The organism is Prochlorococcus sp. MIT2309, from assembly GCF_059772305.1.
The window spans coordinates 1,720,043-1,738,918 of record NZ_CM186282.1 but is presented as its reverse complement, the minus strand read 5'-3'; the positions used below and the strand labels follow the sequence as shown (position 1 = coordinate 1,738,918).

Here is an 18,876-nt window from a genome sequence, read left to right as displayed (position 1 = left end):
ATTATTTATGAAAAATATAAATCTATGCATAAAAATTTTTTTTAATTCAATAGCTTCAGTTTCAAATAAAAAAAGATCTTTATTGAACTTTCTAGCAGTTTTCATTGCAATTATTGCTCTTACACCTTTAATTAATCTTATCCAAGAAGGATTTAATGGCTTAATAAAAGGATCTGTATCTTTAGGAACTGATGGCTTCAAGCAAATTCAAGGGTCCTTTACTCTGATGTTATTTACATCAATTTTCGGTGGACTTCTTGGTACTACAAATGGATGGTTACTCGCAAACTGTCGATTCAAAGGGAGGAAAATCCTTAGAATATTTCAGTTAATTCCTCTTGCCACTCCTGCTTATCTACTTTCGGCGACCCTAATAGATCTAGGTAGCATAAATGCAATAAGAATCCATGGTATGGCTTGGGGGGTTTTTATAATGTCGATGACTACTTATCCATATGTTTTTCTCCTGAGTACAGAGAGTTTTTCAATATGTGGAAAAAGACAATTAGAGGCTTGTCGAACACTTGGTATTGGGCCATGGGAAAGTTTTAGACGAGTTGCTTTACCAATAGCTTTGCCAGCTATTGGAGCAGGGATAGCTTTGATGGGTATGGAAGTATTGAATGAGCTTGGAGCAGTGAGACTTCTCAATATTCCATCAATTTCTGCAGGTATTGAGGAGAATTGGACCTCGCAAAACAATCCATCAGGAGCAATTGGACTTTCTCTCATAGCTCTACTAATCGTTATTTGCCTTATTACCTATGAAAGGCTACTAAGACATAGAAGCAGAAGATGGACAGATGGAATAGCCGGAGGGCAATCGCCAAACTGGGTAATTACTGGTTGGAGAGAATTCACAGCTCAAGCTGTTGGATTATTACCACCACTTTTTACCCTTGGAGTACCTATTCTTTGGGTCCTAAATAACCTTGATCAAATCACTCGTGGATTAGATTTTGATTTACTTCTTTTAACTGGTAGAAGTTTAATTATTGGCCTTTTAGCTTCAGTTTTGACTGTTTTATCGGCACTGATTCTCTCGGTAGCAAAAAGATGGGATCAAAGCAACTTTATTAAATTCATAACTTTCATTTCTGGAGTAGGGTACGCAATTCCTGGAGTTGTTTTAGCAATAGCACTACTTTCATTTGGTGGACCTCCATGGAGTTTTTCTCCATTCATCCTTTTGATTTGGGGATATTCAGACAGATTTCTTGCTGTTGCAAAGGGTGGACTTGACGCTGCTTTCGAGAGGATTTCTCCAAATATTGATGAAGCAGCCACAACGCTTGGCGCAGATTGGAAAACAGTTCTTAGAAAAATTCACATACCACTTTTAAAAGGGCCTCTAACAATTGGAGTACTTTTAGTATTTGTGGACACTTTAAAAGAATTACCTCTTACCTTTGTTCTTAGACCTTTTGATTTCGATACTCTTTCAGTGAGAATCTTCCAATATGCAAGCGATGAAAGACTTGCAGAGTCAATATTGCCTGCACTATTCGTTTTATTATTAGGTTTGATTGCATCAATAGCCTTAATACCTAGTCTTGAAAATTATGAAGCAAATAATGAAAATACCGACTAAAAAACTCACAAAGTCAACTTTCTAGGTATATTCTTTGACATAAAATAAACAATTAAATCAGACAAAGTACAAATCAATCTATAGGTCAATAAAGAGGCTAGTAATTTTACTTCTGATGTAGAATCACCTAAAATTAAAATCATTGATGCTTCAAAAACACCAACTCCACCAGGTGCTCCTGGGATTATCAAGCCCATCAACCAGGAACAGGAAAATACTGAGATCCAATTAAGAATAAACAAATTATTCTCAATAAAAAATGTTTTTAAACAAAACCAAAAACCAAAAAATCTAATTAGGATAAACAGCAATTCAGTGAATAATGACTTGAAGGGATATCCACCTGAAAAAATAATTGTTTGGTCAAAAATAGTTTTACTTGGCAAAGATATTTTTGCTTTACTAAGTTTTGAAATAAAAGCTTTCCCAAAACCCTTTACAAAAAAACCAATTATTTTTGGATTTAATAAAAAAACAGAAGAGATAAATAATATTCTCAGAAAAATATTGAAATTTCCTAATGAAATTAAAACTAATGACGAAATCAACATTAAGAAAGGTTCTAAAGTTACACAAATTAATGAATCTAGTGAAGGTATATATTTATTTAAAATTCTAAATCTCTCCGCTAAATGCCAAATACCACCAGGCAAATATTTAAATAAATTCGTCTTCAAATATAAACCAATCAAAGAATAATTAAACTGATTAATATTCATATTATCTAACAATAAAACCCATGCAAAAGCATTAAAGAAAAGACTTATTATTGTTAATAGTAATGAAATTAAAAGAATAAAGTATTGATTGAAGCTCAATAATTCTGATCGCAGTTGAGAGGCATTATCTATGACTGACAAAGACAAGAATAAAATGCTTGTTATAGTAAAAATTGCCTTAAGGCTTCCATTTTGATAAAGTTTTTTAAAATTTGAAAAATACTTATCAATAGCAGTAAAAGATTTCTTATTCAAAAGAACCAATCTCCTTCTGGTACAAAATTTAATTCATTAGAATATAGTAATTGCCTTACTTCCTCAATTGACTTTCCTGTTTCTCTACTAATAATTAATAATTCATTATGTTCAATTTTTGTGCTAACACTACCATCGGTTTTTTTTATTTGCTTAGCCTTGATTTTCTTATCTAAAATCATGCAAGAACCGACTCTTCTAGGCAATGTCCATCTCCCAGCAAAATATTCTCTAAGCCCCAAAGTAGTTCCTTTCTTAAACCAAATAGATCTTAATTTCTCTGCCAAATCATTCCTCACTAATGCCTTAATTGCAAACCCTTGACGAGATTTCTTCATCTGGACAGGATAAATAACAGCCTCAAGTGCGCCAGCATTTCTCAATTGATTAGCAAAATCTGCAATATCTTCAGGAGTTGCATCATCAACCCATGACTCTTGAATTAATAATTCTTCGAATCCTACTTCAGTAGTTTTGAAACTATTTCCCGATAAATTTTTCTTTGTATCATCAAAAAGAATTAACCTAAGAATATTTGGAAAACCCAAATCTTTTGAACCGATTCCAACACCCGTTGAAAGGATATTCATTATCCCGGGCTCACTAAAATTATTAATAAAAACAGAAAGTAATGCTATTCCGGTGGGGGTTGTCAGTTCAATATTATCTAAAATATGTTTACCAGTTAAAGCTATTTTATTTTTTCTTGCCATTTCCAAGACAGTTGGAGCAGGTAAGGGGATTAATCCGTGTGATGTTTTAATACTTCCCCTACAAGCGGGAGGAGGCGTAAAGAAAATATCACCTGGTTCAAAATAATCAATTGCAGTACAAACCCCAACTATATTGATTAATGTTTCAATTGAACTTAATTCGTGAAAATGAACATTACTGATATCACATTGATGAACAGAAGACTCAGCTATTGCAAGTTCATTAAAAACCCTTAATATATTTTTCCTTAGAGAATTATTCTCAAAAGAATCATATAAAAATGATTTAATTTCACTCCATTTTTTGCAACTTGAATATGATTTTTTTCTTTCAATCTTAATTTTAAAACCACCTAAACCATAACTTTTTATGTCTTGCAAATCAAAATCAAATGAATGACCTAGACCAATATTTTTAAGTTGTTGATGAAGTTTTTCTAATGGAAGTCCAAGACTAAGGAATGCAGACAAAAGCATGTCTCCGGAGATACCAGTGGAACAGTCAATTAAAAGACTTTTCGTTTTCATACTTTAAATAAAAAACTTCATTATAAGATCATTTTTTTAGAAAATTATTTCCCCTTTTTGGTGTTATTCTTTATTTTCTTACCTAATAAATCAAAAGTCTCAACTATTAGTTTTTGCCCTTTTCTTCTTACTTTTAAATCTAAAAAATTATGAAGAGCTTCAATTGGTATCTCACCCTCTAAATTTAATTTGAAAGGTGAGGGTTTAAAGCCATTTAGCCTTCTTTTTTGCTTAACTTTTACTATTAATTCATTATTTTGGGGTTTTGTAAAAATCAAGTCGCCTCTTATTGAAAAAAAATCATCCCCTTCCGGCAATTCCTCTTCTTTTTCATGTTTAGCTCTATCGGGATCTGATTGTTGAGACAACGTACTTGGCTCCCAAATACCACTTATTTGTAAATGCAATTTGGATTGTTCTCTTGACCTTGGGTAAACAACCCAAAGATGTGGATCTTCCAGAGAAATGTGACGTTGCATTAGGGATATCATTTTGCCCAAGACAACGCAATCAATTTCCTCATCGTAAGAATCAATTAATTTACCTCTAGTAAATTTTTCTTTTTCCAGAGATTTATAAATACCTCTAACTACGCCAATTGCCCGATATTGGTACTGTTCTGTAACAGGGGGGATAGGGTGGTCTCGCATTGATTATTAGGGGCGTGATATCTGCCCAAAAATAAATTTAGCCAGATTTTTAATTTTATTCAATTTAGTTTAATTATTTAGACTTGTATATATCTTCAAAAGAATTCTCATCGTAAAGTTCCAAAGCTTGATCTAAGGCATCAGAGGGGGTTGTGGCATCTTCCATACTTGAAAACTTCTGCATAATATTTATCAGTTGCATTGGCGTTTCAGGAATAGCTGAGTCTTTACTTTTCTCATCACCAAATGTTTCAAAAATATCCCTTTCACCATATTGAGAGAAATCTTCTGCAATAACAGACGGCATAAAAAATCCACAAAACAAACCTGCACAAAAAAATATTTTTGAGAAGTTAAATAAAGATTTACGGGGATATCTCATATTTTCATCCAAGGAGCTTTAAAAATAGTGAATTGTTTATATCATCATAACGAACCTTTAACGATTGAACGTGTTAATAGCGACCTGGAATGTCAATTCTGTAAGAACCCGTCAAGATCAAATTAAAGATTGGCTTTTAAAGTATGAGCCAGATATCCTTTGTTTACAGGAGACAAAAGTCGAAAATAAGAATTTTCCAAAAGACACTTTTACTGATATCGGTTATTCATCATTTTTTGATGGACAAAAATCATACAATGGGGTTGCACTAATATCAAAGGCAAAACTTGAAGATATAAGAATAGGTTTTATTGGAGAAATTATTAATATTGATAAATTTAGTGAATTTCATACTCAAAAAAGGGTGATCAGCGCCCTTATTGATGGCATAAGAGTAATAAATGTATATGTTCCTAACGGCTCAAGTCTCTCCTCTGAGAAATTTAAATACAAAGTTGAGTGGATGAAATATTTAAAGAAGTATTTAGATATTCAGTCAAAAAGAGATGAACCTACATGCATACTTGGGGACTTTAATATTGCGCCCACCGATAAAGATTTGCACAACCCCAAAAAGCTGACAGGTGGATTAATGGCAAGCGACGAAGAAAGAGATTTACTCTCAGAAATTTTAAAAGATAGATTTGAAGATGTTTTTCGAATGTTTGAATTTGATTCTGGGCATTGGAGTTGGTGGGATTATCGAACAGCTGCTTGGGAAAGAGATCTAGGGTGGAGAATTGACCATATTTATCTTTCAAATGACCTTTTAGAAAAAGCAATATCCTGCCAAATTCACAAAAAAATTAGAGGTAACCTCAGACCAAGCGACCATGCCCCCGTTTCCGTTGAAATAAATTGTTCTTTTGAGGAGGAGGAAAAGGAAGAAGAAGATTTTGAAATTTTGTAAAAGTCAGTCAGATAATTGTGAAGTTCTATTTTCAAATCACCACACTAACTTAATAATTAAAAAAATAATGAGTATTAGTTATCTCCCAGATTCTCGCAAATATCCAATCTATGACTAACTTTATGAGTTCTCAAGGACTCTTTTAAAAAAGTCAATAGAAGGAATTTCACCTATAAAAGTTGTAGAACTATTAAATTAAAAAGAGACGAATCAGACTGTTTTAGGCCAATATGGCCAACTGTGTTTATGAGCCCACTCGCTTAGTTGCCGTGACAAACGTGTTGAACACAAATCGTTCAGAAGAAATCTTTAATGCCGCTCAGGATCTTATGCCAGGCGGAGTTAGTTCTCCTGTCCGTGCTTTTAAATCAGTAAACGGCAATCCAATTGTCTTCGACAGAGTCAAGGGGGCATATGCCTGGGATGTAGATGGAAATCGCTACATTGATTTTGTAGGGAGTTGGGGTCCTGCAATTTGTGGTCATGCTCACCCTGAAGTTGTTTCAGCGCTTCAAGAAAACATCGAGAAAGGTACCAGTTTTGGTGCTCCATGCGAACTCGAAAATCATTTGGCTCATATGGTCATAGATGCTGTACCAAGCGTTGAAATGGTCAGATTTGTGAACAGTGGAACTGAAGCTTGCATGGCAGTTCTCAGACTTATGAGGGCTTTCACTGGAAGAGACAAGGTTATCAAGTTTGAAGGTTGCTACCACGGCCATGCAGACATGTTTCTTGTAAAAGCAGGTTCAGGTGTAGCTACACTAGGCCTCCCTGATTCACCTGGAGTTCCTAGAAGTACAACTTCTAATACCCTGACAGCTCCCTATAACGATTTAGAGGCAGTTAAAGAACTTTTCGCGGAAAACCCCGATGCCATTTCTGGCGTAATACTTGAACCAGTTGTTGGTAATGCGGGATTTATTACCCCTGAGCCAGGATTTCTTGAAGGGCTCAGAGAATTAACTAGAGAGAATGGCGCACTTCTCGTTTTTGATGAGGTTATGACTGGCTTTAGAATTAGTTATGGAGGGGCCCAAGAACGCTTCGGTGTAACCCCTGATTTAACGACTCTGGGCAAGGTAATAGGCGGGGGCCTCCCTGTTGGAGCATATGGGGGGAAAAAAGAAATAATGTCAATGGTTGCCCCAGCAGGACCTATGTACCAGGCTGGTACGTTGAGTGGTAATCCACTAGCCATGACAGCTGGCATAAAAACACTTGAGCTTTTAAAACAGGAAGGTTCTTACGAGAGGCTTGAATCAATCACGCAAAAATTAATTCAAGGTATTACTCAAGCCGCAAAGGATTGTGGGCTACCCATAAGTGGAAGCAGTATTAGTGGAATGTTTGGTTTTTATCTTTGTGAGGGGCCTGTAAGAAATTTTGAAGAAGCAAAAACTGCAAATTCAGAAATGTTTGGGCAGTTGCATAGATCTATGCTCAACAAAGGCGTATATCTAGCTCCGAGTGCATTTGAAGCTGGCTTCACGTCCCTTGCTCATTCAGAAGATGACATTAGCTTGACAATAAAAGCTTTTGAAGAAAGTTTCTCTGAGATAACTTGAGCAAAAAAAGCCCTAACAAAAGTTAGGGCTTTTTTAAATTAATTCCCTCTACCACCAACAATTACAGGAGTTCCGCCTCCTTTGGATCCAGGCAAGGCAGGAACTACTTGAGTTTTGCCATCCCATTTGTCAAGAAATAATTTGAATAAAACTTGATCGTCGAGACTTTTTGTAAGTGTTTCGTATCTCAAGGCTTCCTGTTCTGCAATCTTGACTTCAGTTTGCGCTCTGAGAAGTTGTTGTTCAGCAATTTGCTTTTGCTCAATTGCTGCTCTGTATTCTTCCGCTATTTGAAGTCCTGTAAGATCAAGTGCTTGTACGTCAACATAATCAAATTTGTCTAGCTCTGCGGCAACTGTCTCCTCAACTATTCTTGAAATGTCACTCCAGTTACTTGCAATGGCGACTAACTCATATTTTGAAAATACAGACTTGAGAGCCTTCAAAAGAGATGGTTTGATAATCCTTGGATAGACTTCTGAATCTGTGTAAGAAATAGTACTGAAAACTCTTCCAGCTTCACTAGATCTTACGGCGTATTTCACTGTTGCCGTTGCCTCAATAACTTGTAAATCCTTTGTGAGGGCCTCAAAGTTCTCAGGTATAACTTTTGTACGAACATCAAAAGGATAAGTTGCTTGAATAAAAGGAATCTTGAAATTAAGCCCAGGTCTTCTTGGCTTACCACTAACTTTTCCGAGTGTCGTAACCACAGCAACTTTTCCAGCTGGAACTACAAAAAGCGCTTGTGTAAGTAGCAAGAAACCAGTAAAGGAGAGCACCAGCAGCAAAGTTGTTGCTCCACCAGGTCCATTGGGGGTCACATTGCGAAATGGCGTTGTCATAGCATTTGTCGATTGAGTTTATTTTATAAATAACCAGCTAATTGTGTGAATTATATGTTTTTATCTAATCAATGGATAACAAAACCTTCACCCTTTCAAGGATTTTTAAGTATAAATTTTCATCAATTTCTCTAATATCATATTCAGAGGGCATTACACCATGAATATGCTCATGAACAATCATCCAACAGTTCCTTTCAATTTCTGAGAAGGAATTTTCGGAAATTTTAATTGCTTTTTTTGACAACTCCTCAACCAAGGTGAAATCAATTTCACTCATAATTAAATTTCAATAAGTCAAAGAACTTATATTAACTACAAATATTAATGCATATAGAGCCAACCTTATCTAAAATTCTCATATTGAAGAGGAATTTCTAATGATTCCTCTTGTGATCTTAAAAAATTCATAGCAGATTGAAGATCATCTTTATTCTTACTACTAATCCTCAACGCATCGCCTTGTATTGAAACATTTACTTTCTTGAGTTGATCTCTTATTGATTTACTTAGCTTTTTGGCTATCTCTTTAGACAAGCCTTTTCTTAATAAAATGACCTGCTTTACTTTGTTGCCACTAATCGTTTGAGATGGTTGAAAATCAAAAATTTTTAATGACAAATTTCTTTTTGTTGTTTTTTGTCTTAAGACCACTTCTATAGATTGAAGAGATAAATCACTTGCAGTTATAATTATCAGCTCATTTTCTCCTAAATTAATTTCAGTATTTGTGTCTTTAAGATCGTAGCGTTGAATCACTTCCCTCTTAAGTTGATCAACTACATTAATCAACTCCTGGCGATCAAAATCTGAGACAACATCAAAAGAATAATTGGAGGCCATCTCAATAATCTATAAAACACCTCTTAAATTTATATCATATCTTATGATATAAGAAGTGATTTAATTAAAAACTAATTAATGATAAATTACATATTAAATTATGGTTTATAGTCTCAATCAAAAAATAAAAGGCTTACTGTTTTACCCATCTCTTCTGCATTTTGACAACTATTTAAAAGAGTTTCACTATCGTGAAAAGCGAAACAAATTAATTGATCGCATCTACTAATAATTTCTTTGTTACAAAGACTACTTGCCATAGGTAAAGATAATTCATCATTATCTGGTTTTTCCACTAGGTGGAGTACATCATTTAATTGATTACGAATTTCAACTGTTTGGCGATCCAAACTTTGGGGAAGGATCACAGTTAGAAGAGATGGCTCGATACTAAGAACAGCCCTAATAACAGCAGCATTTACTCCTTGTGAACCAGATGTAATAATTGAGTGTTCCTCTTGAGCAAGGGATCTGGCAATTAACTCAATGATGTGAATTGAGACAACTGGAACATGCCTACTCCCCAAAAAAGCAATTCTTCTTTTTCCCTGATTTTGCAATAGGGCCAGTTCTTGGGCCAATGTATCAACACGACCAACTGCAGGGAGATCAAGTGATGGACTCACTGGTACCTCCTAAAGTGCTTTGGAAAATTTAAATGCTTCATATTGCTTTAATTATCTCCGATAGTTGCAATCAGTCGGTGCAAATCGCAATGCTCTTCAACAAGACGAAATGCATAGCTAGCCTTAACTGATTCGTGGAGTCGAACATTCCCAAAAGCATTTTCAATCACTTCAACAGTTGAAAGAGTATCCCTGTCAACTCTCAGCAAAGGAACCTCCAACTCTTCAGCGCGATTAACCAACTGAGGCAAAGGTTCACCAACACCCGTTAATATCAAACATTGAGTAGATGCCTCTAATGCCGCCAATTGTAAATCAGTTCGATCAGCGCCAGTAACAACAGCCATATTTCTTCTCCGCCTGAAGAACTCCATCGCTGAGTTGACGCTCATAGCTCCGATACTGAGGGTCTCAACAAGTAATTCCAACCTTTCAGAGCAACAGATAACCCTTGCATCAAGTCGTCTAACTAATTCCTCGACAGTGACACTTCTTAAAAGGGGAGATCTAGGCATGATTCCAAAAACTTCAATTCCAAGTTTTTTCAAAGATGGAATGATTTTTATTTTTATGTTTTCTATCTCCTCTGGATTTATGGCATTTAAAACAACCCCCAATAAGCGATCCCCCAACTGAGATTTTGCAGCCAATAAATCATCAACACTCCTATTATCTTGCCAAGAATGAACAAGAAGCACTGGAATATCTAAGTTCTTTGAAACTGCTATTAAATTCAATCCATACAAAAGCCCTTCATTCAAAGTTCCCGCCGCCTCAAGAATATTGATTCCATCAATTGGCTCAGAAATATTGTTCCTGAGGACTTCAAATTCAGCTCCTGGTTCCAGGTCAGAATGCAATAAACGAGACTCAGAGGTTGCAGAAAACAAGTAATCAACCGATGGAATTAATTGGTCTTTTGTTAATCCGAGTGTGTTGCCAATGAATCTCACATCATCATCAATAATCTTCTTATCAAATACTCCGTCTTTAGGCGGAATATCAATAGTTGTAGCCAATGGTTTTCCAAACCTTACTTGTTTTCCATTTGAGAGAAAGTGCCTAGCAATTCCAAGGACTAAAGCAGATTTTCCACTATATGGTTCACATGATCCGATCATTAAGGTCTTTGCCACGACCGGACTCCTCTTTTAACTTATCTGATAATTTTATATTCAAAAGTGAAATCCTCAATACAAACAAAAATAATACTTGGAGATCAACAACTTAGGATCAACACATTTAATACCTGAACTACCTACTTAAAAACTCCACGCAAGCAATTCCAGTAAACTCGTGACTTCAAGTTAAGAAAATGCAAGTAATGCAGGGTCAAGATTCTTCTTGGACAAATCTTCGAATTGCCATAACCGGAGCATCAGGGAGCTTAGGTAAAGCATTAATAAAAAAATTCAAGGAAAAAGGGGCTAATGTAACTGGTCTAACTAGCTCTCAAATTGACAATAAAAAGCTATCTGATGATAATCCAAATCAATGGGTAAAATGGGATTGTGGTAAAGAGTACCTTTTAGATGATTTATTTAAAGACATTGATATATTAATAATCAACCATGGAGTAAATTTTCAAGGTTCCCAAAAAGATTCAGATATCAATAAATCAATAGAAATAAATGCCTTAAGTGCCTGGAGACTTATTGAAAGATTTGAATGCTCAGTTAAAAAGTTAACCTTAAATAATAAAAAGCGTGAAATATGGATAAACACATCAGAAGCCGAGATTCAACCTGCTCTCAGCCCTACTTACGAATTAAGTAAAAGGCTTCTTGGAAATATAGTTTCTTTAAAAATATCGAATTGTAATTTCGATAAAAATTCTAATATAAAATTAAAAAAGATTATCCTTGGTCCATTCAAATCAAATCTTAATCCTATAGGTATACTTAAAGCAGATTTCGTTGCCAACCAAATACTAAAAATAGCAGATAATACTAATGGATTTCTTATTATAGTTAGTCCTAATCCTATAAGCTATTTATTGATACCAATAAATGAATTAGCTAGGTTGATTTATTTCAAATTAACAAGATCTTTTTATTCCCTAGAGAAGGGTTAATATTTTTATTCTTCTCTATGAGTAAGAATTTCATGGCCTTTTTCAGTTACTAAAACTGTATGCTCCCATTGAGCAGATATACTTCCGTCCTTAGTAATAACAGTCCATCCATCTCTAAGAGTCTTGCAGTTTTTCCTACCAGAATTAACAATTGGTTCAACAGCTAGGGTCATACCTTTTCGCAATTTTACATTTGGCAAATCATTAGTTCTGAAATTGAACACAGAAGGTTCTTCATGAAGATTCCTTCCCACTCCATGACCAGTAAAGTCCTCAACTACACTGAATCCATTTTCTAAGACTAAATCCTCCACAGCTCCAGCAATATCCATCAAAGAATTACCTGGCTTTATTTGTTCAATTCCAGCATGCAAAGCCTCTTGTGCGACTCGGCTTAATCTTTTAGCTTCTTCAGAGACATCTCCAACGCAAATAGTAATACAACTATCCCCGTGATAACCCTGAAAATAGGCACCAGTGTCAACTTTCAAAAGATCACCAGATTTAATTAATTTCTTTTTCGACGGAATTCCATGAACTACTTCGTTATTAATGCTTGCGCAAATGCTTCCAGGGAATCCATGATAGCCCTTAAAACTTGGCTTAGCTCCCATTTCTCTTATTCTCATTTCAGCAAATTCATCAAGATCAGCTGTGGTCATTCCAGGCCTAACCATATCTGAAATTTCTTTGAGTACTTTCGCAACAATCTGACTGGAGTTTCTCATTATTGCGACTTCACGTGAAGACTTAATTTCAATTCCTCTCCTATTTTGAATTACTGGACCTTCGTTAATAGGAATTTTTTGATTTGATCCAGCCAACAAATCTGAGAATGATTTCATAATTAGAGCAAGTTTTTTGTCTTTAATATTTTGAGAAGTACCCCATAGGGAATTTAGTTAGTTTTTTTATTGGTTGCTCCCCCTAAACCATAAACCTGCCAACTTATTTGGATTTCTATTGAATGAACTCCTTCACAGATCTAAATTAATGAATCTGATCATTTCAGCCCCATGGGAGTGCATTAGCCAAGTTCTTGATTTGAGAGTGCAAACTAAATTTTTCCCAAAAAATTCATAAAAATCATAAAAATAATTGCAAAGCAGAAAACGCTTATATTTCAAGCTTGTTACTCAGCTCAAATATTTACAAGAATTTTGATTCCACAAAAGGATTGACTAATGAAAATAAGAAAAACTTGCGGCCCAAAATTCCCAAGCTTATTTCAATCTGAGTAATCAACGGTTACAATTACAACCTGGCTATTTAAATGGAATTTTGATGACAGAAGACTTAAAAACAACTTCAACTGCTGCATCAGTTGAGAATGAGGCTAAATCCTCGGATTCATCCAAATCTGTTGAATCGGCCCCTTCTAAAGAAAACAACGCTTCTCTTAGTAACTCAAAGATTTCGACTATGAGTCCTAACGCAATTATTAGGGAATTCGAAAAATCTCAACAAAAAGAAAATCTTCCTGAAATTTACGTTGGAGATACAGTTCGTGTTGGAGTCCGCATAAGTGAGGGAAATAAAGAGCGTGTTCAGCCCTATGAGGGAGTAATAATTGCAAAAAGACATGGTGGGTTAAATCAGACCATAACTGTAAGAAGAATATTCCAGGGAATCGGTGTTGAGAGAGTTTTTATGGTTCATAGTCCGCAAGTTGCTTCAATAAAAGTCGAGCGCCGCGGTAAAGTTAGAAGAGCGAAGCTTTTCTATCTGCGTGAACGTGTTGGCAAAGCTACACGAGTCAAGCAGCGCTTCGACCGCTGAGGTTTCGGCCTCGTTAATCCGAATGTCATTATTGAGTAATGACCCAAGGGGATATACAATGCGCCGTTAGTTCAGTTGGTAGAACGCAGGTCTCCAAAACCTGATGTCGGGGGTTCGAGTCCTCCACGGCGCGTTCGAACACCCTCATTAATCCAGTTACTTTGTTTAAAGAATGGAGCTAGATCTTCAACCTGGTGACGTCGTAAAAGTTCTTGAATCTGCAGCCTTAGGTTGGGTGCGGGCAAGAGTAATTCGTGTCAAATCAGGAGGTCGCGTTGTTGTTCAAAGCGATCAGGGTAGAGAATTCACCGCAAGGGGGAATCAGGTGCGCTTAATAGAACCTGCCGGATTTCGACCCTAATCCCGTTTGTTTTGGGATCTTAGAGATTACATGAATTTTATCTTCGTTTTTGATACTCAAAATTTTTTAAAAAAACACAAATTATTGAGTAAATGAGTACGGAGTATTAGATTGTTTCTCTAAGTAACTGAAAAACATTCAGTTATCTCAAGCGAATAGTTTCCCCACCGGCAACTAGAGGCCTGGGACCGTAGTTCAACTGGTTAGAGCACCGCCCTGTCACGGCGGAAGTTGCGGGTTCGAATCCCGTCGGTCCCGTCCATTACTAAATTCATGTGACGGTTAGAGTCAGGCTCGCCCCTAGTCCCACTGGTAAGCTTCACATTGGTACAGCAAGAACTGCTTTATTTAACTGGCTATTTGCAAAAAAGAATAAAGGGAAATTTCTTCTGAGAATTGAAGATACCGATAAAAAGAGATCTAAAAAAGAACATCTAGATAATATTCTTGATGGATTGAGGTGGCTGGGTATTCAATGGGATGAAGAACCTGTCATTCAAAGCTTGCACATAAAAGAGCACCAAAAGGCAATAAAATTTCTTTTAAGTGAGGGCCTTGCCTATAGATGTTTTGCATCAGAAGAGGAGTTACAAGAAATGAGAGATTCACAAGTAAAGCAAGGACTACCACCTAAATATGACAACCGTTCAAGAGGTTTAACCCAAGATGAGGCTCAGAGATACGTTTCTGAGGGCAGATCATCTGTTATTCGTTTTCGCATAAATGACTCTGAATCAATTAGATGGAATGATTTGATTAGGGGAGAAATGAATTGGTCGGGGAAGGATCTGGGAGGAGATATGGTCATTTCAAGGCCCGCTAAAGGAATGCAAATAGGAGACCCTCTATACAATTTGGTCGTAGTTGTAGATGATTCGGCGATGAACATAACTCACGTAATTAGAGGTGAGGATCACATCTCAAACACAGCCAAACAGCTTCTTCTTTACCGTGCGCTTCAATTAAAGGAGCCTTTTTTTGCTCATACGCCATTAATTCTTAATCAAGAGGGAAAAAAACTCTCTAAAAGAGACGATGTCACATCAATTTGTGATTTTCAAACAATGGGCTACACATCACACGCCTTAACCAATTACATGGCATTACTTGGATGGTCAATCCCTGAAGGGAATTCAGAGAGATTCAAAATTGAAGAGATTTTTGATTTATTTTCTCTAGAAAAAATTAATAAATCTGGTGCAAAATTCGATTGGGAAAAACTTAACTGGCTGAATTCTCAGGTGATTCATGAATGGCCTGAGGATTACCTTTACAAAGAAATTAAGTCCTTTTGGGAAAATGAGGGATGGGCAATTCCTCACGAAAAATGGGGCCTTGAATTATCAAAACTTCTTGCTCCTTCGCTAGTTACTCTTCGTGATGGAATTGATCAAGCGAAGTCTTTTTTTGAAGAGCCAATTCCAGATAAGAATGCTGCCGAACACCTTAAGAATGATAGTTCTATTGAAATACTTAATTTTATAATCAATCAACTAAGGCATAGTGAATGGGACGGAACGGACAAGTCCATAGCTGAAGAATTAATAAAAAAAACAGTGAGTCAGACTAAATCCAAAAAAGGGATAATCATGAAAACATTGAGATCTGCCCTTTTGGGCAAAATACAAGGACCTGATTTAATAATTACATGGTCTTTACTTGCCCAAATTAGTGAAGATCTACCAAGATTCAACAAATATATTTAAGAATCTTTTTTCAGAAGCCCTAAGAATTTCGCCAACGGCTGAGCGGTCAATCCCTGAATACTTACCGTCATTAGAATTGTAAGAAAAACTAGTCCCTGCAAAGGACCTGCTCCCAAAACTCCAGCTTGTTCAAGACGTATTGAAAATAATGATGCAACAGCAGCTGTAACTATTCCTCTAGGTGCTAGCCAAGCCAAAAATATCTTTTGTTTAAAATCTAATGGCAAACCTAGAGTAGCCAAGCTAACAGCAAAGGGTCTTACAACGATCATCAAAACCAAAACGCATGTAATTCCTCCCCAACCAAGAGGGCTTAACTCTCCCCATGAAACATCAGCTGCCAGGAGAGGAAACAACATTGTTATTGCTAACTGTGCCAATTGCCGTATTAGCTCATCAAGTTCATCTGCATTAGTAGAGGGTCTTCTTCCTACAACAAAGCCCGCTGCAACAGAGGCTGGCAATCCAGATTCAGGCAAAAGCCACTCAGAAATACCATAAAGGAGAAATAAAAAACCAAGAGTTAACTGTAATCTTATTCCTAAAGATGGATCACTTGGGAGACGTCGCAAACATTCAGAGAGTATCCAACCTGTAAGCAGACCAATCAAAACTCCACCACCTAATCGAGCGAATAAGCCGAGCGCTAATTCTTTCCATCCATGTAAATCGCCTACCAAAAGCTCTAACAATAAAAGTGCTAGTACTGCTCCAATTGGTTCAAGAACTAGCCCTTCTGCTTCAAGAACATCACTCAATGGAGAATCGAGTCTAATTTGCTTGACTAACGGAGTGACAACAGTCGGTCCAGTTGCTAAAACAATAGCGCTATAGACCGCAGCGACATTCCAACCCAAACCTGCTAAAAAGTGAGCTGCAAGTAAACCAGCGGCTAATGATATTGATAACCTTATGAAAGATATTCTTATTATTATTGATTTTATGGTTTCACCTGGAAGCCTCAAATTCAAGCCACCATCAAATAGAACAAGACTCACCAAGAGCCCAACGATAATCTCTAAACCGTCACCCAAATCAAGTGGTTCAACTAAACCGAAACCTGAGCGACCTATTAAAAGACCAGATAATAGAAGCAATACAACTCCCGGGAGGCCTGTTATCAATGACAAAAACCTTGCCCCCGCTCCAGCAAAAACGGTTATTCCCCAGAGCAGACCAAGGCGCTCAGGAGTCATCGATTCCCACGTAAAATCAAAAGGACTTCACCTGAGACCATAATTTTCTTCCGATGAAATCTCTTTTAGATTATTAATATACTGGATACTTAAACATTTACTAAAACAAAATAGTTAATACTCCTATTTAAATTTATCAATAATTTTTAAGTGCTCTCAATTAATTTTTAGGTTTAATATTTCTATAGAAGGGGAGGAATATTAACTACTGAAGAAATAATTTGTCCCGAATAGAAAAGCGCAAAGGAAAACTATGCCCAAAATAGCCATTCTTCCATTCCATATTTCAGCTTGAGGAGTAAAACCTCTTCTCCATGCATTCAGTTCACTCCTACTAACGCTTCTTGAAGATTGCTCAGAATCATTTTTAGGTTCGGGGCTCATAGATATAAAAAATTTAAAAAACCTTTAAAGCTAAAAAGGTGGAGGAGTTTGATATAACGAGTAAGCCTTGTTAAGTGGCAGCCTTCCTGATACGCCTAAAGAAAGAGAACTTTCGTTACTGCCAGATTCTAATCGGATTAAGGCTGCACTGCCGATCATGGCTGCATTATCTGTGCAAAAGGCTTTAGGGGCTAAATAAACATTTATTTTTTTTTGGGCAGCTTCAGAAATCATTAATGACCTTAGTCGATTGTTAGCAGCCACTCCACCAACCATTACTATTGAATCTATTTTTTGATCAGTTGCGCATTTCACTGTTCTCTCCACTAGAACATCAGCAACAATATTTTCAAAGCTTGCTGCCAAATCATGAATAGGCAAATCTTCATTATCAGCCCTTAGTTTCTCAATCGTTCTAAGCATTGCCGTCTTTAGTCCACTGAATGAAAAATCATATGGGTAGAATCCTCCCTCAGGTCTGGAAACTCGCCCTTTAGGCAGATTAAACTTTTGAGGATTTCCTAATTTTGCATATTTCTCAATTTCTGGACCACCAGGATACGAAAGTCCCAATAGGCGGCCAACTTTATCAAAGGCTTCTCCAGCAGCATCATCATGACTTCGACCTAATCTTTGGAAACTATTCTGAAGATCAACTCTTACAAGTTCAGTATGTCCGCCGCTAACTAAAAGAACCAAATATGGTGGGTTAGGAGGATTGGCTGAGAGCAAAACAGATGCAAGATGCCCCTCCAAGTGATGAATTCCCATGAAAGGTATACCATGCAAGGCTGCAAGCGCTCTTGCTGAAACTGATCCAATCAATAAAGAACCTGCTAATCCAGGACCAACTGTTGCTGCAATTGAATCTATGTTCTCAAATGATGTTTGAGTTTTTTTTAAAATTTCATCAATTAAATAAGGAATGGTCTCCAGATGTATTCTTGAGGCCAATTCAGGAACTACGCCGCCCCACTGGGCATGTTCTTTGATTTGAGATGAAATGACATGTTCAATTACCTTTATTCTTTTGCTTTCTAGACTCATCAAAGCAACTGCTGACTCGTCACAACTTGTTTCGAGCGCTAGTACTGTTTTTACATTTTGACTTGATTTCATTTAAATTCTTATATGCAAGGGCTTTTAAGAAGCTAATTAAATGAAAAAGCAATTTACCCCCCTCTCAAGCCTACTTGGCATTTGCTTGTCAGCATTGATTTTTTTAGGCTTTGTACCTCTGGCTAACGCTGCTAAAGGTCCTGTTCTAAATAAAGATAGAGCACCCACAACTTTTGTGGCTCAGCCCCTTACACCTTGCTCGGAGAATCCAAGATTTCAAGCAAGAGCAAGTGAAGCCAAAACAGCTAAAGACATAGCAAGATTCGATAGATATAGCAAAGCCGTTTGCGGAGATGATGGCCTTCCCCATTTATTGATAGGCCCACCTATTGAACCATTTGGCGCTCTTCTTAATAGAGGACATGAAGGAGATCTTTTAATACCAGGGGTGATGTTCATATACATTGCTGGAATAATCGGTTGGTCTGGGAGGGAATACTTGCGCTACTCTAAAACTCAAAAAAATCCTGCTGAATTCGAGATTATCATTGACACCGCAGTTGCTTGGCAATGTTTAAAGAAAGGGGCTGCTTGGCCCCTTCATGCAAATAGAGAGGGGAAAAACGGCGATTTACGGGAAAAAGATGATAACGTTTCTTTAAATGGTCCTCGTTAAAGCTCTGACAA

General features: G+C 36.6%; 20 protein-coding genes, 2 tRNA genes and 1 pseudogene. 10 read left to right on the top strand and 13 right to left on the bottom strand.

Annotated elements, in window-relative coordinates; translation table 11 throughout:
- Positions 1-7 precede the first annotated feature (7 nt).
- Positions 8-1,591 (top strand): ABC transporter permease, encoded by a 1,584-nt coding sequence (locus AC6EJA_RS09515; RefSeq protein WP_498502417.1) that lies wholly within the window; start codon positions 8-10, stop codon positions 1,589-1,591.
- 5 nt (positions 1,592-1,596) lie between these two features.
- Here the strand turns inward: AC6EJA_RS09515 and AC6EJA_RS09510 are convergent, their stop codons facing one another.
- From AC6EJA_RS09510 to AC6EJA_RS09495, 4 genes are all read right to left on the bottom strand, one after another.
- Positions 1,597-2,457 carry a lysylphosphatidylglycerol synthase domain-containing protein gene (locus AC6EJA_RS09510; protein WP_498502416.1) on the bottom strand — a complete coding sequence of 287 codons (861 nt, stop codon included), beginning with the start codon at positions 2,455-2,457 and terminating at the stop codon, positions 1,597-1,599.
- Positions 2,458-2,561: 104 nt separating this feature from the next.
- Positions 2,562-3,806, bottom strand: a complete 1,245-nt coding sequence (gene larC / locus AC6EJA_RS09505; RefSeq protein ID WP_498502415.1) for a nickel pincer cofactor biosynthesis protein LarC — start codon at positions 3,804-3,806, stop codon at positions 2,562-2,564.
- Positions 3,807-3,850: 44 nt separating this feature from the next.
- Positions 3,851-4,456: a heterocyst master regulator PatR gene (gene patR / locus AC6EJA_RS09500; RefSeq protein WP_498502414.1), complete on the bottom strand. Its 606-nt coding sequence runs from the start codon at positions 4,454-4,456 to the stop codon at positions 3,851-3,853.
- Positions 4,457-4,529: 73 nt separating this feature from the next.
- Positions 4,530-4,850, bottom strand: a complete 321-nt coding sequence (locus AC6EJA_RS09495) for a hypothetical protein (protein WP_498502413.1) — start codon at positions 4,848-4,850, stop codon at positions 4,530-4,532.
- A 58-nt stretch (positions 4,851-4,908) separates the two neighbouring features.
- Between AC6EJA_RS09495 and xth the strand changes: the two genes are divergently transcribed.
- Positions 4,909-5,748, top strand: coding sequence for an exodeoxyribonuclease III (gene xth, locus AC6EJA_RS09490; RefSeq protein WP_498503593.1), 840 nt, complete (start codon positions 4,909-4,911; stop codon positions 5,746-5,748).
- A 230-nt stretch (positions 5,749-5,978) separates the two neighbouring features.
- Positions 5,979-7,316 (top strand): glutamate-1-semialdehyde 2,1-aminomutase, encoded by a 1,338-nt coding sequence (gene hemL / locus AC6EJA_RS09485; RefSeq protein ID WP_498502412.1) that lies wholly within the window; start codon positions 5,979-5,981, stop codon positions 7,314-7,316.
- Between the two features lie 38 nt (positions 7,317-7,354).
- On the opposite strand, the gene AC6EJA_RS09480 is transcribed toward hemL, so the two are convergent.
- The 5 genes from AC6EJA_RS09480 to AC6EJA_RS09460 all read right to left on the bottom strand — a co-directional run bounded on the left by AC6EJA_RS09480 (position 7,355) and on the right by AC6EJA_RS09460 (position 10,766).
- A complete protein-coding gene (locus tag AC6EJA_RS09480; RefSeq protein ID WP_498502411.1) occupies positions 7,355-8,161 on the bottom strand; it encodes a prohibitin family protein in 807 nt (268 codons plus the stop codon).
- A gap of 64 nt (positions 8,162-8,225) precedes the next feature.
- Positions 8,226-8,441, bottom strand: a complete 216-nt coding sequence (locus AC6EJA_RS09475; protein WP_498502410.1) for a DUF8662 family protein — start codon at positions 8,439-8,441, stop codon at positions 8,226-8,228.
- Between the two features lie 65 nt (positions 8,442-8,506).
- The gene (locus tag AC6EJA_RS09470) at positions 8,507-9,004 is read right to left on the bottom strand and encodes a YajQ family cyclic di-GMP-binding protein (RefSeq protein WP_498502409.1); all 498 of its coding nucleotides are present in this window, start codon (positions 9,002-9,004) and stop codon (positions 8,507-8,509) included.
- Positions 9,005-9,117: 113 nt separating this feature from the next.
- On the bottom strand, positions 9,118-9,630 hold the full coding sequence (locus AC6EJA_RS09465; protein WP_498502408.1) for a DNA recombination-mediator protein A: 513 nt from the start codon (positions 9,628-9,630) through the stop codon (positions 9,118-9,120).
- Positions 9,631-9,677: 47 nt separating this feature from the next.
- A complete protein-coding gene (locus tag AC6EJA_RS09460; protein WP_498502407.1) occupies positions 9,678-10,766 on the bottom strand; it encodes a phosphotransacetylase family protein in 1,089 nt (362 codons plus the stop codon).
- 179 nt (positions 10,767-10,945) lie between these two features.
- Between AC6EJA_RS09460 and AC6EJA_RS09455 the strand changes: the two genes are divergently transcribed.
- Positions 10,946-11,704 carry an NAD-dependent epimerase/dehydratase family protein gene (locus AC6EJA_RS09455; protein ID WP_498502406.1) on the top strand — a complete coding sequence of 253 codons (759 nt, stop codon included), beginning with the start codon at positions 10,946-10,948 and terminating at the stop codon, positions 11,702-11,704.
- Between the two features lie 5 nt (positions 11,705-11,709).
- Here AC6EJA_RS09455 and map read toward each other — a convergent pair whose 3' ends face one another.
- Positions 11,710-12,549, bottom strand: a complete 840-nt coding sequence (gene map, locus AC6EJA_RS09450) for a type I methionyl aminopeptidase (protein ID WP_498502405.1) — start codon at positions 12,547-12,549, stop codon at positions 11,710-11,712.
- A gap of 580 nt (positions 12,550-13,129) precedes the next feature.
- Between map and rplS the strand changes: the two are divergent.
- The 5 genes and pseudogenes from rplS to gltX all read left to right on the top strand — a co-directional run.
- A pseudogene (gene rplS, locus AC6EJA_RS09445) lies at positions 13,130-13,483 on the top strand (50S ribosomal protein L19); the annotation flags it as partial.
- 60 nt (positions 13,484-13,543) lie between these two features.
- Positions 13,544-13,616 (top strand) — tRNA-Trp (locus AC6EJA_RS09440).
- Between the two features lie 39 nt (positions 13,617-13,655).
- Positions 13,656-13,844, top strand: a complete 189-nt coding sequence (locus AC6EJA_RS09435) for an SH3 domain-containing protein (RefSeq protein ID WP_006043540.1) — start codon at positions 13,656-13,658, stop codon at positions 13,842-13,844.
- Positions 13,845-14,028: 184 nt separating this feature from the next.
- Positions 14,029-14,102 (top strand) — tRNA-Asp (locus AC6EJA_RS09430).
- Positions 14,103-14,119: 17 nt separating this feature from the next.
- The gene (gene gltX / locus AC6EJA_RS09425) at positions 14,120-15,550 is read left to right on the top strand and encodes a glutamate--tRNA ligase (protein WP_498502404.1); all 1,431 of its coding nucleotides are present in this window, start codon (positions 14,120-14,122) and stop codon (positions 15,548-15,550) included.
- Here gltX and AC6EJA_RS09420 read toward each other — a convergent pair.
- The 3 genes from AC6EJA_RS09420 to tsaD all read right to left on the bottom strand — a co-directional run bounded on the left by AC6EJA_RS09420 (position 15,547) and on the right by tsaD (position 18,249).
- The gene (locus AC6EJA_RS09420) at positions 15,547-16,746 is read right to left on the bottom strand and encodes a cation:proton antiporter (RefSeq protein ID WP_498502403.1); all 1,200 of its coding nucleotides are present in this window, start codon (positions 16,744-16,746) and stop codon (positions 15,547-15,549) included. The two genes, gltX and AC6EJA_RS09420, sit on opposite strands and share 4 nt — an antisense overlap.
- A 201-nt stretch (positions 16,747-16,947) precedes the next feature.
- Positions 16,948-17,130, bottom strand: coding sequence for a high light inducible protein (locus tag AC6EJA_RS09415; protein ID WP_498502402.1), 183 nt, complete (start codon positions 17,128-17,130; stop codon positions 16,948-16,950).
- 30 nt (positions 17,131-17,160) lie between these two features.
- Positions 17,161-18,249: a tRNA (adenosine(37)-N6)-threonylcarbamoyltransferase complex transferase subunit TsaD gene (gene tsaD, locus AC6EJA_RS09410; protein WP_498502401.1), complete on the bottom strand. Its 1,089-nt coding sequence runs from the start codon at positions 18,247-18,249 to the stop codon at positions 17,161-17,163.
- A 40-nt stretch (positions 18,250-18,289) separates the two neighbouring features.
- Here tsaD and AC6EJA_RS09405 point away from each other — a divergent pair, with 40 nt between their 5' ends.
- Positions 18,290-18,865, top strand: coding sequence for a Photosystem I reaction center subunit III (locus AC6EJA_RS09405; RefSeq protein WP_498502400.1), 576 nt, complete (start codon positions 18,290-18,292; stop codon positions 18,863-18,865).
- Positions 18,866-18,876 lie beyond the last annotated feature (11 nt).